Annotated in this window: 13 protein-coding genes; 2 read left to right on the top strand and 11 right to left on the bottom strand. The window is 48.3% G+C overall.

Translation table 11 applies throughout. The features are described from left to right. Positions 1-2 precede the first annotated feature (2 nt). The 4 genes from J6600_RS04550 to J6600_RS04535 all read right to left on the bottom strand — a co-directional run bounded on the left by J6600_RS04550 (position 3) and on the right by J6600_RS04535 (position 3,766). On the bottom strand, positions 3-836 hold the full coding sequence (locus J6600_RS04550; protein WP_014417257.1) for an ABC transporter permease: 834 nt from the start codon (positions 834-836) through the stop codon (positions 3-5). After that, positions 836-1,825 (bottom strand): aliphatic sulfonate ABC transporter substrate-binding protein, encoded by a 990-nt coding sequence (locus tag J6600_RS04545; RefSeq protein WP_209388033.1) that lies wholly within the window; start codon positions 1,823-1,825, stop codon positions 836-838. The genes J6600_RS04550 and J6600_RS04545 overlap by 1 nt, the downstream gene beginning before the upstream one ends. 15 nt (positions 1,826-1,840) lie before the next feature. Beyond that, positions 1,841-2,608, bottom strand: a complete 768-nt coding sequence (locus J6600_RS04540; protein WP_014417255.1) for an ABC transporter ATP-binding protein — start codon at positions 2,606-2,608, stop codon at positions 1,841-1,843. A gap of 222 nt (positions 2,609-2,830) precedes the next feature. Next, on the bottom strand, positions 2,831-3,766 hold the full coding sequence (locus J6600_RS04535) for an amidohydrolase family protein (RefSeq protein ID WP_209388032.1): 936 nt from the start codon (positions 3,764-3,766) through the stop codon (positions 2,831-2,833). Positions 3,767-4,022: 256 nt separating this feature from the next. Between J6600_RS04535 and katA the strand changes: the two genes are divergently transcribed. Further along, entirely contained in the window at positions 4,023-5,468 is a 1,446-nt protein-coding gene (katA, locus tag J6600_RS04530; RefSeq protein ID WP_209388031.1) for a catalase KatA, read from the top strand. A 71-nt stretch (positions 5,469-5,539) separates the two neighbouring features. On the opposite strand, the gene J6600_RS04525 is transcribed toward katA, so the two are convergent. The 6 genes from J6600_RS04525 to J6600_RS04500 all read right to left on the bottom strand — a co-directional run bounded on the left by J6600_RS04525 (position 5,540) and on the right by J6600_RS04500 (position 11,327). After that, a complete protein-coding gene (locus J6600_RS04525) occupies positions 5,540-6,505 on the bottom strand; it encodes an ABC transporter ATP-binding protein (RefSeq protein WP_021494882.1) in 966 nt (321 codons plus the stop codon). After that, the gene (locus J6600_RS04520) at positions 6,498-7,484 is read right to left on the bottom strand and encodes an ABC transporter ATP-binding protein (protein ID WP_021494881.1); all 987 of its coding nucleotides are present in this window, start codon (positions 7,482-7,484) and stop codon (positions 6,498-6,500) included. The genes J6600_RS04525 and J6600_RS04520 overlap by 8 nt, the downstream gene beginning before the upstream one ends. Beyond that, positions 7,481-8,386 carry an oligopeptide ABC transporter permease gene (opp4C, locus tag J6600_RS04515; RefSeq protein ID WP_014417251.1) on the bottom strand — a complete coding sequence of 302 codons (906 nt, stop codon included), beginning with the start codon at positions 8,384-8,386 and terminating at the stop codon, positions 7,481-7,483. Before opp4C ends, J6600_RS04520 begins: the two co-directional genes overlap by 4 nt. A 12-nt stretch (positions 8,387-8,398) precedes the next feature. Continuing rightward, positions 8,399-9,355 (bottom strand): ABC transporter permease, encoded by a 957-nt coding sequence (locus tag J6600_RS04510; protein WP_014417250.1) that lies wholly within the window; start codon positions 9,353-9,355, stop codon positions 8,399-8,401. 68 nt (positions 9,356-9,423) lie between these two features. Further along, complete coding sequence (locus J6600_RS04505) at positions 9,424-11,145, bottom strand: ABC transporter substrate-binding protein (protein ID WP_209388030.1); 1,722 nt, start codon at positions 11,143-11,145, stop codon at positions 9,424-9,426. Between the two features lie 2 nt (positions 11,146-11,147). After that, a complete protein-coding gene (locus J6600_RS04500) occupies positions 11,148-11,327 on the bottom strand; it encodes an FbpB family small basic protein (RefSeq protein ID WP_003155431.1) in 180 nt (59 codons plus the stop codon). Between the two features lie 259 nt (positions 11,328-11,586). Here J6600_RS04500 and J6600_RS04495 point away from each other — a divergent pair, with 259 nt between their 5' ends. Next, positions 11,587-12,942, top strand: a complete 1,356-nt coding sequence (locus tag J6600_RS04495) for an FAD-binding oxidoreductase (protein WP_209388029.1) — start codon at positions 11,587-11,589, stop codon at positions 12,940-12,942. 40 nt (positions 12,943-12,982) lie between these two features. Here J6600_RS04495 and thiC read toward each other — a convergent pair whose 3' ends face one another. Further along, positions 12,983-14,755, bottom strand: coding sequence for a phosphomethylpyrimidine synthase ThiC (gene thiC / locus J6600_RS04490; RefSeq protein ID WP_209388028.1), 1,773 nt, complete (start codon positions 14,753-14,755; stop codon positions 12,983-12,985).

The raw sequence follows: 14,755 nt of genomic DNA, 5'->3' as shown, positions 1-14,755 counted from the left end.
GGTTACCCTTCATAACTGTTCCGCCATTTTAATAGTTTCCGTTCGAGCATTCTGACCAATGCATCTGTCAGCTTGCCGACAGCCGCAAAAATGATAATGCCGACAAACACCTTATTTGTCTGTGAAAATTGTCTGGCATCCATAATCATATAACCGACGCCTTCGCTCGAGCCCATCAGTTCCGCCACCACAAGACCGAGCCACGCAATGCCCAGAGAGAGCCTGATGCCGAGCAGGATATTCGGCAGAGATGCCGGAAGAATTAATTTCGCCATCTGCTGATACCAGCTAAATTCCAGCACCCGCGCGACGTCAAACAGCTTCGCGTCCACACTGCGGATTCCGAGAAACGTATTAATGTACACGGGGAAAAAAGCCCCCAATGCGATCAGCAGAATTTTTGATGTCTCATCAAATCCGAACCACAAAATGAACAGAGGAGTCACGGCCAAGTGCGGAACCGTTCTGAGCATTTGCAGAGACGGATCAAGATATGCTTCCGTCCGCTTTGAGAAACCGACCAGCAGCCCGAAAACAAGTCCAAGGCCCGCGCCAAGCAGAAATCCGGCAGCCGCCCGGTATAAGCTGATCTCTAAATGACCCCAAAGCTCACCTGAAAGAAGAAGTTCCTGAAACGTCTGCAAGATGACGACAGGCGACGGGAGCACCGTGGCCGAGACGATGCCCAGACTTGCGATAAACTGCCATACTGCGATGACCGCAGCCGGGAGTACAACCCCCTTCATCCATTGGTATGAATACTTCCGGGATCTTGCCAGAGCTTTCTTTTCTGATTGGCTTATTGCGCCGGCAGCCGTTGATGCTTCTGCTTTCATTACTTGCCATCCCCCGTTTCAAGCGCTTTTTTAATAAATGAATTGTCGACAACGTCTTTTACATGAATTTTCTTATGAATCGCTTTTGTTTGATATTGAAAATCAGCGGTTTCCTGCTGGGCTTTGACAATATCATCATTGATCGGTTCATTGAGAGGCTCAGTATTGTTAAGCACGTTTCTGACGACTTTCGGATCAAGATGTTTGATTTTTGCATATAAGGAGACAGCTTCATCTTTGTGTTCCTTTTGCCATGTAACTGCCTTATTGAACACTTTCAGAAAACGGACAACCTCATCCGGGTGTTCTTTGGAAAATCCCGTTCTGACTAACGTGAAACCGGGAGAATATAAATCTGTGCTTTCTCCGTTCGCCAATATTTCCGCCCCGTGCCGCAGCGTTTCAATCGACAAATACGGCTCCCAAATGGACCATGCGTCAACTGATTTGTTTTCAAAAGCGGAAACCGCCTCATCAGGCTGAAGCTGGATGATGGTGACGTCATCGGCGGAAAGCCCCGCTTTATCTAAAGCTTTATAGAGAAAATCAAAGCCGCTGCTGCCTTTGGCTACGGCGATTTTTTTACCTTTCAATTCTTTCAGGCGCTGAATGCCGCTGCCCTTGTTTACGAGAATGCCGTTTGCCTTTAACCCGTCCTGAGACAGCCCGATCTCTTTAAAATCAATTCCTGCCGCCTGACCGGAAATGACCGGTGAATTGCCGACCTGGGAAAAATCAAGCTTATCGGCGGCAAGACCTTCAAATTGCGGAGGACCGCTTTGGAATTCGACCCATTTTACTTTTATTCCGTCTTTTTTGAAGGCCTCTTCAAACCAGCCTTTTTCCTTGGCAATGAGAAGCGGGCTTAAACTCTGCTGGATGCCGATCCGGATTTCTTTCACCGTTTTCCCGCTCCCTCCTGTCCCGTCTGCACTGCATCCGGCTGACATCATGACTGCTGCGGCTAAAAGAATGATAATTTTTTTCACTTCGCTTCGTCCCTTCTATATCCCGGACCCATCCGCAAACCGGAGGTCTTCCGTTTTCTCAAACTCAGAAAGCACCTTCTGCCGGACGGCCTGAAAATCCGCTGACGTCCGATTGCGCGGATGCGGAAGCTGAATCGGCATCAGACTGTGCAGCCGGCCGGGCTTTGCCCTGAGGATCGCCAGCTTATCGCCTAAATAGACGGATTCATCAATATCATGCGTGACCAGAATCATCGTCGTTTTTTTCTCGCGCCATATATCAAGCAGCACATCCTGCAAATGTTTTCTCGTAAAAGCGTCAAGCGCCCCGAACGGTTCATCTAAAAGCAGCACCTCCGGCTCGCGCAAAAGGGCTCTGGCGATGGCAACCCGCTGCGACATGCCGCCGGATAATTCGCGCGGATAAGCGTTCTCCGCTCCCTGCAGCCTGACAACCTCAATCAGATCATCCACTTTTTTCCGAACGGCCGGGTCGTTCATATTGAGATCGGCAGCGATGTTTTGTTTTACCGTCAGCCAGGGAAACAGCCGGTGCTCCTGAAAGATAAATCCCTGCCGGATGCCCGGTCCCGACACATTGCGGCCGTTTATTGTGACAGAGCCTTTATAATCGGTATCAAGACCGGCAATCAATTTTAAAAGCGTGCTTTTGCCGCAGCCGCTCGGCCCGATGACAGTCAAAAATTCTCCCGATGCAATTGACAGCTCAATATCATTCAGCACCGGTGTTTTCCGGCCTTCATGCTCAAAAGCTTTTTCTTGTATGCTGATGGTTACAGCCATCTGTCTTCCCCTCTCTTTCTGCCGCGTGCGATCGAAAAACAAAAAGGCCCCCATCTCCGATTGCTTACAGAGATGGGAGCCTTCGGCGGTCCGATCGGCAACCCGTTTGTTTTTAAATTTGAATATCATGTTAATTCAAATTATTCCGACTTGTCAACTATTTTTTATAAGGATTAAAATACGCTCTCCGGCATAATCCTGCCAGAGAGCGCATCGGCTGTATCACGTGTTTACTTCCTTTTCTTGCCGGGCGATTTTCAATAATGTTCGCGCATTGTTGCCGAATATGTTTTCTATATCTTCTTCCCGCATATTGATTTCCCGGCAGGTCCTCACCTGCTCCTGAAGATATCTGTATACATATCCTCTCGGAAATCCGTTCGAATCCGTCCCGAAGATGATCCGTTCAGCACCGATTAATTCAGATGTCTTTCGAAACAGAATTTCCAAATCAAGCGGATACGGCATCCACCTCATCCACTGATTTGAGCCGGACGTGTCAATATACACATTCGGGCAGCTCCAGCACAGCTGCAGCAGTTCCTGATAATATCCGGCGCCGAAATGCGGAATGATGAACGGGATATCAGCATACTCTCTCGCGACGCGATAGATGGAGAGCGGGTTGATGTTGCGATGGCTGACAATACCCCCCGCTCTCCCTAAAAGCCCGAAGTGAATTAATACAGGCAGCTTTTTGTCAGCCAGATACGTCCACAGCTTTTTCAGCGACGGATCATGAAAATCGATGTCTGTCAGCGGTCCGAACAGTTTATATCCTTTCAGACCGAGCTCTTCTACCGCTCTTTTCAGCTCTTCATACGCATTCTCCCGCTCCAAAGGATGATATGCAAATCCGGTAAATCTCGCGGGATTTGCTTGAATAAACGCCGCCATCCGGTCATTGCTCTCTGCTGTTAAAAAATTCAGCACGTCAATGCCGTACTTATCTAATTCTTTCTCCCATCTTGTCATCAAAGCGATTTCGCCGTCATCGTCATCAACATCATGCGGATCAGGAAAATCCCAAGTCAGATTCATTCTTTCTGACCGCTCCCGGTTATAATCGGAAAATGTCTTATCGTTTTTGCCGAAATAAAGGCTGTACGGCAGATGACCGTGAATATCGACAGGTTTAAAATGCTGCCGGAAAAGCATACAATCGCCGCCTCCCTTACCGCCTGACAATAAAAAAAGGCCCTTATCCAGTGAAGAATAAGAGCCTCTTGTGTCCAAGTCAGCGGTTTCTATTTTTTCTCACCTTAAACCCATTATTCCCGTCAGTCAAGTAGGCTTTCAAACCCAAACCCTTTTTTCGATAATAAAAATAATTATTTTATAATCATTATAAAATAATATTGACTTTTTACTGATAGGTGATATTATGTTTTTATAAATCTAAAGAGGTGATCACATGAGTTCAAATAAATTGACAACCAGCTGGGGCGCTCCTGTCGGAGATAACCAAAACTCAATGACGGCCGGCGATCGCGGTCCTGCTTTAATACAAGACGTCCATCTGCTTGAGAAATTGGCGCACTTTAACAGAGAACGCGTTCCGGAGCGTGTCGTTCACGCAAAAGGCGCGGGCGCACACGGTTATTTTGAAGTCACAAATGACGTTACAAAATATACGAAAGCCGCATTTCTGTCAGAAGTCGGTAAACGCACGCCGCTCTTCATCCGTTTCTCAACCGTCGCGGGCGAACTTGGCTCTAGTGACACAGTGCGCGATCCGCGCGGATTTGCCGTTAAGTTTTATACAGAAGAAGGAAACTACGACATCGTCGGAAACAATACACCCGTGTTCTTCATCCGCGATGCCATCAAGTTCCCTGACTTTATTCATACACAAAAAAGAGATCCGAGAACACATCTGAAAAATCCGACGGCCGTTTGGGATTTCTGGTCTCTGTCACCGGAATCCCTGCACCAGGTAACCATTCTGATGTCAGACCGGGGCATTCCGGCGACTCTTCGCCATATGCACGGATTCGGAAGCCATACATTTAAATGGACAAATGATAAAGGCGAAGGCGTCTGGATCAAATATCACTTTAAAACAGAGCAAGGCGTGAAAAACCTTGATGTTAATACAGCCGCAAAAATCGCGGGCGAAAATCCCGATTACCATACGGAAGATTTGTTCAATGCGATTGAAAACGGCGATTTCCCCGCATGGAAATTATATGTTCAAATCATGCCGTTAGAAGACGCAAACACATATCGCTTTGATCCGTTTGATGTCACAAAAGTATGGTCTCAAAAAGACTATCCGCTCATTGAAGTCGGCCGCATGGTTCTGAACCGCAATCCGGAAAATTACTTTGCGGAAGTAGAACAGGCGACGTTCTCTCCCGGCACATTAGTCCCCGGCGTCGACGTCTCACCTGACAAAATGCTTCAAGGCCGGTTGTTCGCTTACCATGACGCGCACCGCTACCGTGTCGGCGCGAACCATCAGGCGCTGCCGATCAACCGTTCCCGCAATGAAGTGAAAAACTATCAGCGTGACGGACAAATGCGTTTTGATGATAACGGCGGCCGCTCCGTCTATTACGAGCCTAACAGCTTCGGCGGCCCGAAAGAGTCACCTGAAGATAAACAGGCGGCATATCCTGTATCAGGTTTCGCTGACAGTGTAAGCTATAACCATCATGATCATTACACACAAGCCGGCGACCTATACCGCCTGATGAGCGAGGAAGAGCGCGCGCGCCTTGTCGCCAATATCGTCAGTGCGATGAAACCTGTGGAAAAAGAAGAAATTAAGCTGCGCCAGATCGGCCACTTCTACAAGGCTGATCCTGAATACGGCAGACGCGTTGCCGAAGGACTCGGACTGCCATTACCAAAATAGCATCAAAAAACCTGCCGGTCTGCCCGGCAGGTTTTTCCTGTTTATTATCAATAAAATCGTTTTTTTCTCAATTACACGAAGTGGCATGCCGCAAAATGATGAAGCCCTTTTTCTGACAGCGCCGGACTTTTCTCAGCACATATCTTCTTGGCTGCCGGGCATCTCGTTCGGAATTTACAGCCTGAAGGCGGATCAGAGGGGCTCGGTATATCACCCTTTAAAATTATCCGCTCCCTTTTCGCTCCGGGATCAGGAACAGGCACGGCTGATAACAGCGCTTTCGTATAAGGGTGAAGCGGCCGTGAAAAGAGCTCCTCCTTTGACGCGTATTCCACAATCGTCCCTAAATACATAATGGCGACCTTCGTACATAAGTGCTCCACCACGCTTAAATCATGAGAAATGAACAAATATGACAGCCCGTGCTGTTTTTGAAGGCTGCTGAACAAATTGATCATCTGCGCCTGGATGGAGACATCTAACGCCGCCACGGGTTCATCCATAATGATAAATTGCGGCTTGAGCGCCATCGCTCTTGCAATCACGATCCGCTGCCGCTGCCCTCCGGAAAATTCATGCGGATATCGGTCGATAAAGTTTGCGGAAAGTCCGCAGGCTTCAAGAACCTCCGCCGCTTTATCACGCGCATTCCGCTTCACCGCCAATTGATGCTCGATCATCGCTTCACCGATGGCTTCTCCGATCCGGCGCCGGGGATTTAAAGAACTGAACGGATCTTGAAAGATGAGCTGCGCTTCTGATCTGAAAGTTTTGAGCTCGCGCCGGCTCATCCGAAACACATCACGCCCCTGAAAAAACACCTCTCCCCCTGTTTTCTCATGAAGCCTCAAAATGGTCTTGCCGATTGATGACTTTCCGCTGCCCGATTCTCCCGCTAAGCCGAACACTTCTCCCTTTTCTATCGTAAAACTGACACCGTCGACCGCTTTTACGGGATTTTTGCGGGTCTTTCTCATCCCCCCATGTTCCTCGTAATATTTTTTCAGCCCCTTGACCTCCAGCAACGCATCACTCATCTGCTTTCTCCTCTCTGTAAAGCCAGCACGCCGCCTGATGTCCCTTCCCGAATTCAGTAAAATGCGGGCTCGATCTCCGGCATATTTCCGTGCTGTGTTCACATCGCTCCGCAAAATAACAAGACGATCCCGACAGGTCCGCAAGCTCGGGGACCTGCCCCGGAATGGTGTACAGCATCTCCCTTCTTTGACCGATAACCGGCTTGGCCGCGAGCAGCCCTTTCGTATACGGATGCTTCGGATCAGAAAACAGCTTTGCAACCGGTCCTTCCTCCACAATTTTTCCCGCATACATGACAATCACATAATCAGCCATTTCAGCAACCACGCCAAGGTCATGTGTAATGAATAAAATAGACGTGCGAAATTGCTTTTTCATATCCCGCAATAAATCCAATATCTGCGCCTGAATGGTTACGTCAAGCGCTGTCGTCGGCTCGTCGGCAATGATCAATTTCGGTTCGCAGCTTAGCGCGACAGCCGTCATGATGCGCTGCAGCATGCCGCCGCTCAGCTCATGAGGATATCGGTGCATAACCTGCTCGGCATGCGGGATCTCCACTAACGTGATCAGTTCAACGGCCTTCCGCCATGCTTCTTTCTTACTTAGCAACAAATGTTCGCGAATCGGTTCGGTCAGCTGCTCACCGATTGTAAACACCGGATTCAAAGATGTCATCGGTTCCTGAAATATCATCCCGATTTCGCTGCCGCGGATTTTCTGCATGTCTTTTGGTTTCAATTCCAACAGGTTCCGTCCGGAAAAATGCACCGCTCCCCGTTCGATTCTCCCCGTCTCGGGAATAAGCTGCATAATGGACAATGACGCCATGCTTTTCCCGCAGCCGGACTCCCCTACAATACAAACCGTTTCCTCCTCATGTATCGTAAAGCTGACATCGTCCACGGCCTTTACCGCCCCCTCCTCTGTATAAAAAGCCGTTTCCAAATGCCTCACTTCTAAAAGCGGTTTTTTCATTTCATTTTCACCTGCCGTTTTACCTTAGGATCAAAAGCGTCTCTTAAACCGTCTCCAAGCAGATGAATCGCCACAACGGTCAGAAAAATGGCCGTTCCCGGCGGAATCCACAGCCACGGGCGGAGTGTAAAATCCATAAAATGATTCGCCGCTTCCATCATGTTTCCCCAAGAAGGTGTGGGCGGAGCAACGCCAAGTCCGAGAAAACTCAGCGCCGATTCACTCAGCATCGCTCCCGCCACATGCAAAGTAGCCGCTACCAGTAATAACGGCAATGTATTGGGAAGCAAATGATAGAGGATTTTCCGTTTATCACTAAGCCCCAAAACTTCCGCGGCCATCATAAACGGCTGCTCCTTCAGCGACAAAATCTGTCCGCGTACAAGCCGCGCCAAACCGGGCCATCCGATCAGGCTTAACATCATCATAATCAGGTACATTCTGTATTCAGAAGGCACTTTCCACTCCGACATCACCGCAGCCAAAATCAAAAGCAGCGGCAGTCCCGGGATAGACATGAGCATATCAGCAATTCGCATAATGATCATATCTGCGGCTCCCCGATAAAATCCGGCCGCAGCCCCGAGTAAAGAACCGATGACAAGCGACAGCACCATTGAAGCAAGCCCCACAGTCAGAGAAATCTGCCCCGCCAGCATCAGCCTCGTCAGCACATCTCTCCCGTACTGGTCGGTTCCCAGCCAATGATGGATTCCCGGCTGCTGATTGGCATTTGAAATATCCGTCCGATCTGTTATGTACGGAGAAAAAGACGGCCCGATAAAGCACAATAAAAACATAAAACATAAGAAAAGAAGACTGATGACCGTCAGCTTATGCTGCAGCAGGCGGCGGTACGTCTGCTTCCAAAGAGAAGGCGGCACCCCTTTTTGTTTTTTCATTCCGAACACCCCCTATTTCAGCCTGACCCGCGGATCAACCGCGGCATAAGCGATATCCGCCAAGAAGTTCCCCACAATCGTTAAACAAGACAAAAACAAGGTAAACGCCATCAAAACCGGATAATCACGATAATGCACAGATTCCAGCTGAATACGTCCGACACCCGGCCACCCGAAAATCTGTTCAATAATGATAGCTCCGGAAAACAGTCCCGGCAGTTCAAAAGCAAGCAGGGTGATGGCCGGAATGAGTGCGTTTTTCAACGCATGTTTCCAGATGACGGTGCGCTCTTTCAATCCCTTCGCTCTCGCCGTTCTGATATAATCCTGTCTGATCACGTCCAGCATGCCGGAGCGGAAATACCTTGTCAGCGAGCCGATGCCGAGCATAGATAAAATCACGACCGGAAGAATCATATGTCTGGCGGCTTCAAGCACGTACGAAAAACCTGTACTCGTGCTTCCGGTATCAATCATCCCGCCGACGGGCAATAATTTCAAATCCACCCCAAACCACTTAATAAACAGAAGGCTGATAAAAAAAGACGGGAACGCCATGGAAGCAAACACAAGAAACGTCACGATCCCGTCAAACCATGAGTATTTCCTGACAGCGGATATGACACCCGTTATCATCGCGGCTGACCATGTGACAAGCAACGCCAAAAACGCGACAAAAAACGAATTCCAGACATATTTCCGAAGCAGTGACAGGACGTTCTCCTGATATTTCAAAGAAAACCCAAAATCTCCGCTGAGCACATTACCGAGCCACGTCACATAGCGCTGCCAAATCGGCTGATCCAGCCCGTAAAGCGCTTTTAACTCCTTCGCTCTTTCAGGAGTCAGGTTTACATTGGAATCAATATAGTCGCCCGGCAGCATGGCGAATAAGAAAAAAATAATAAAGGACGTACCGAATAAGATCACAAGCATTTGAATGAATCGTTCTGCGGCATACCGTTTCACAAAAAGCCCCTCCTTTCCGCTGAAAGGGCAAAATCCCCAGGATGCACCGGGTATTTTGCCCAACCGTTCTATTGAATTGAGACATTTGAGAGACTTGAACTGATTCCAGAATAATTGTCAGGCTCAAGCCCTTTTATTTTTCCGCTGACCGCCCTTGCGCTCTGACGGTAATGAATCAGAATGTAAGGCGGGTTTTCCCCGAGCTCCCGGTACAGCTTGTGATAAATCTCTTTTCTTTTGCTGATATCAAGCGTGCCGGCTCCTTTCTCTATCAGCCGGTCCGCTTTCGGATTGGAATATCCCGTTACATTATTGGGATGGCCGGAAGCCAGCTTTTCCACCGTGTCATTCGGATCAAGAATCTGCGAGGTGGAAACGGCGGCAAGGTCGTATTGTTTGTCATTTATTTTCGCTACTTCTGTATTAAAATCCATGACTTCCGGTTTTAATGAGATTCCGATGTCCGCGTAATTTTCTTTCGCGATCGGGATGAAATCATCATCCGCTTTAGACGTGTAATAGCTGATTTCAAGCTTTTTGCCGTTTTTTTCACGTACACCGTCTTTGCCCGTTTTCCAGCCTGCATCATCGAGAAGCTTTTTGGCTTTTTCAGGGTTAAACGCGTACCGATTGACACCTTTGTCATCATAAGCCCACGAAACCGGAGACACCGGAACATTCGCGACCTCTCCGTAGCGTTTAAAGCGGACATCGACGATTTTTTGACGGTCAAGTCCGTAAATAAGCGCCTGGGACACTTTCTTATCTTGAAAAGGCGGACGCTTGTGATTGACGTACACAAGCCCGTAATCATTCACGACAGATACGCTTATATTGGCAAAACCGAGACTTTTTAAATGCTGAACCGTATCATCATCAGGTGAGAAAGAAGCGTAATCAAGGTCACCCGTTTCAAACAGCTGAAGAGAAGTTGACGGATCGATAATTTTATAAATCAGCTTTTCGGTTTTCGGTTTTCCGGCATAATAGTGTTCATTAGCCTGATAGCGTATTTCCTGTCCCGGAAGGTATTCTGTAAATTGATAAGGTCCCGCTCCGAGCGGTTTGGCATAAAGCTCTTTTAAATAGTCCAGTTTGCCGAATTGATATTTCTTCCCGTAGTAGGCTTCTGACAGCACCTGCCCGCCTAAAAGAAGCAGCGACTTCGCACTGACTTTCTCAGTCGTAATTTGAATGGTTCTGTCATCAAGGACGCGTATGCCCTCTATCGTCTTTGCCTTTCCTTCTTTGTAAGCCTTACCGCCTTTAATATAGGCCGTGGTGATATCTTCATAGCCCGCGTATGCAGGATCATGCAGCAGTGTTAAAGTGAATGCGGCATCCTTTGCGGTCAGCGGTGAACCGTCGCTGAAAACGAGATTTTTTCTTAAATGGAACGTGTATGTAAGCTGATCTTTGGAAATTTTCCAGCTTTCCGCAAGAGCCGGGGCAGGCTTCCCCGTTTTATCCAGTTTGACTAACGGTTCAAAAATAGGATCTGTCGCATTTCCGTCCCAGCCGTTTTCGTAAAAGTACGGCAGAAACACGCCGCCCGGCGCGGAAATCCCAGCAACAAAAGTGTCAGTTCTGGCTTTCGATTTAGCGGGAATCGCCGCCGGATGAGAAGCTTTAAATTCCTTTGTCTCGACATGGGCGATACGTGTTTCTTCCTTTTTATCAGCCGCAGATGACGGTTCTTCTCCGGCACTCCCTAACGCGCACCCTGATAACATGATGGATACCGACAGCGCGAGTACCGTTGTTTTTATCCTCCATTTTCTCTCCTTCATCTTTATCGAACCCCCGCATGCTTTTCATCTATCTTTATATAAATCTGCTCCATCTGTTCCTCATTTCTCATAATCTCCCGTTTGTTTTTCTCTACAAGCAGTTCGAAATTCAATGTGTGTTTTCTGTACTTTTTTCGTTTTTTGCTCTTTTTGCGCACATGTGATACCTTTTTTAACGCCACTTTTCATCCCTCCGCTTTTCATTTCATTCAATGACTTTCACGCAAAAAAGGCCCTTATCTGTTTAAAAGATAAGAGCCTTCGGTGATCCGATCAGCCATCATTTGGAAATATGTAATGATTATGTTAATTCATACAATCCCTACCTGTCAACTATAATTTAAAATATCGTTTCCTTCCGGGGGTTTTCCTCATACACTCTCTCATTTTTCCGCATATGCTAGAAAACATAGCAGAGTACAAGTGAAAGTGAGTGAGAATGTGGAAAAGACAACATTGACCGGTCGCATCGTCAAAAAAGATGACCCGGACTATAATGCTGCAAGAACCAATATCAATTTAAGCCTGCAAAGATATCCAGACATCATTGTGTTTTGTCAAAATAAACATGACGCCCTCAATGCGCTGAGATGGGCGCGTGAGAACAATGTGCCTTTCCGTATCAGAGGCGGAAGACACAGCTACGAAAATTTTTCCCTGTTAAATAACGGACTAGTCATTGATCTCAATGAAATGAAGAAAATAAGAGTAAATGAGGATACACGGCTGGTCTCGATTGAAGCGGGAGCCGAATTGGGAGAAGTCTACCGGACACTCTGGCGGTACGGCTTGACCCTTCCTGCGGGGACCATTGCGAATGTGGGAATCACGGGGCTGACGCTCGGGGGAGGAATCGGATATTTAACAAGGACTGCCGGACTTACTTGCGATCGTCTCCTCCAGCTCGAAATGATCATAGCGGACGAAAAAGCGGGTGCTGACTTGATCACAGCCAACCGCTCAAAGCACTCTGATCTATTTTGGGCGTCTCAGGGCGGAGGGGGAGGCAACTTCGGCATTGTCACATCCATGATGTTTAAAGCCGTGCCGATCTCGTGCGTGTCTGTTTTTTCTGTCACTTGGGGCTGGGATGATTTTGAGGAAGTATTTAACACGTGGCAGCGCTGGGCTCCATTTACAGACAACCGGCTTACCTCATCAATTCAGTTTTGGCCTAAGGAAGTAAACCGCATAGAAGCGCTCGGTCAATTTACCGGGACAAAGGATGAGCTGAAAGAACTGCTGGCTCCGTTAATGAAAGCGGGAAAACCGGCAAGCGGCATGGTCAAGACAGTGCCATTTATTAAAGCGGCAGCCTTTTTTAACAGCCCGGGAGGCAATCAGCCGCAAAAGATGAAGCGGTCAGGATCCTTTATTGAAAAACCATTATCTTCACGCGCGATTTCCACTTTAAAGCGCTATTTAGAGCACGCTCCGAACGAAAACGCCAGTGTCTGGCAGCAGTCTCTCGGCGGGGCGGCCGGACGGATCGCTCCGGACCAAACGGCATTCTACTATCGCAACGCAATCATTGCCCAAGAATATATTACAACTTGGACATCTGCTGAAGAAGAAAGACAAAATGTCCGCTGGATCGAAGGACTGAGAACGTCCCTATCAAGAGAAACGATGGGAGATTACGTGAATTGGCCTGATAGAGAAATCAGAAACTGGCTGCAAACATATTACGGAGAAAATGTTCACCGCCTCCGTCAAGTCAAAACGAAATACGATCCGGAAAATATATTCCGATTTGAACAGAGCATTCCGCCGCTTCGCCGTTCACCGTTTTTCTAAAAAAGATGAAGATGGGCAAACTCCATCTTCATCTTTTCTTTTATTGATATAAGCGGCTTCCCTTCTCCGCAAACTCTTTTGCTTTTTCTTTCAGCCCTTCATTGACGGCCTCGTCTTCAGTAAGTCCGTTTTCCTTCGCATAATCACGAATATCCTGAGAAATTCTCATGCTGCAGAACTTCGGACCGCACATCGAACAGAAGTGAGCCGTTTTTGCGCCTTCAGCCGGCAGCGTTTCATCATGATATTCGATTGCTCTTTCAGGATCAAGCGACAAATGAAATTGATCACGCCACCGGAATTCAAACCGCGCCTTAGACAGAGCATCGTCACGGATCTGTGCACCCGGATGCCCTTTAGCAAGGTCTGCGGCATGTGCTGCGATTTTGTACGTAATGACGCCTTCTCTTACATCATCACGATTCGGCAGCCCCAAATGCTCCTTCGGCGTGACATAGCAAAGCATCGCCGTCCCGTACCAGCCGATCATCGCCGCGCCGATTGCTGAAGTAATGTGGTCATAACCCGGAGCGATATCCGTCGTTAATGGCCCGAGCGTGTAAAAAGGCGCCTCTTTACAAATTTCCAGCTGCTTGTCCATGTTTTCCTTAATTTTATGCATCGGCACATGACCCGGTCCTTCGATCATCACTTGCACATCGTGCTTCCACGCGATCTCCGTCAATTCTCCGAGAGTCTCCAATTCCGCAAACTGCGCTTCATCATTGGCATCCGCAATCGAACCGGGGCGAAGCCCGTCACCAAGTGAAAAAGCGATATCATAGGTCTTCATGATTTCACAAATTTCTTCAAAATGCGTGTACAGAAAGCTTTCCTGATGATGAGCCAGGCACCATTGCGCCATAATCGCCCCGCCGCGGGATACGATTCCCGTCGTGCGTTTGGCCGTTAACGGGACGTAACGAAGCAGTACGCCGGCATGGATGGTGAAATAATCCACGCCCTGCTCCGCCTGCTCAATCAATGTGTCACGATAAATGTCCCACGTTAAATCCTCGGCAATGCCATTTACTTTTTCAAGCGCCTGATAAATCGGCACCGTCCCCACAGGCACGGGACAGTTGCGGATAATCCATTCACGCGTCGTATGAATGTCTTTTCCCGTGGATAAGTCCATCATCGTATCGGCGCCCCAGCGAATCGCCCACGTCATTTTTTCGACTTCTTCTTCGATAGAAGATGTAACAGCCGAGTTGCCGATATTTGCATTAATTTTCACATGAAAATTCCGGCCGATAATCATCGGCTCGCTTTCCGGGTGGTTGACGTTAGAAGGAATAATCGCCCGTCCGCTCGCCACCTCTTCCCTGACAAATTCGGGAGACACATGCTCGCGAATTGCGATAAACTCCATTTCCGGCGTAATGATGCCTTTTCTCGCATAATGCAATTGTGTTACATTTTTCCCCGGCTTGGCCCGAAGCGGTTTCCGCTGTAGGCCGGGGTATTCGGCGGCACGGCCCTCTTTTTTATAGCCGTTGTCTTCAGGTCTCACGGTCCGGCCGTTATATTCCTCTACATCTCCGCGCCCGGTAATCCACTTTGTGCGGAGCGCCCCCAGCCCTTCATGAATATCAATTTGTACATCCGGGTCTGTATACGGCCCGCTCGTATCATAAACACGGACCGGCGCATTCTCCTCTTCCCCGAATGCCCCCGTAGTCGCACTCAGGCTGATTTCCCGCATCGGCACTCGTATATCGGGCGAAGAACCTTCTGCATAAACCTTTTTACTGTCGGAAAAACTCGACATAATGGAAATGTTCGCTTGCTGTACTGATTGATTTTGCAT

It is taken from the genome of Bacillus sp. LJBV19 (assembly GCF_017797845.1).
Taxonomy (GTDB): domain Bacteria; phylum Bacillota; class Bacilli; order Bacillales; family Bacillaceae; genus Bacillus; species Bacillus velezensis.
The sequence above is the reverse complement of the archived record's forward strand: the minus strand, read 5'-3'. Positions and strand labels throughout refer to the sequence as shown.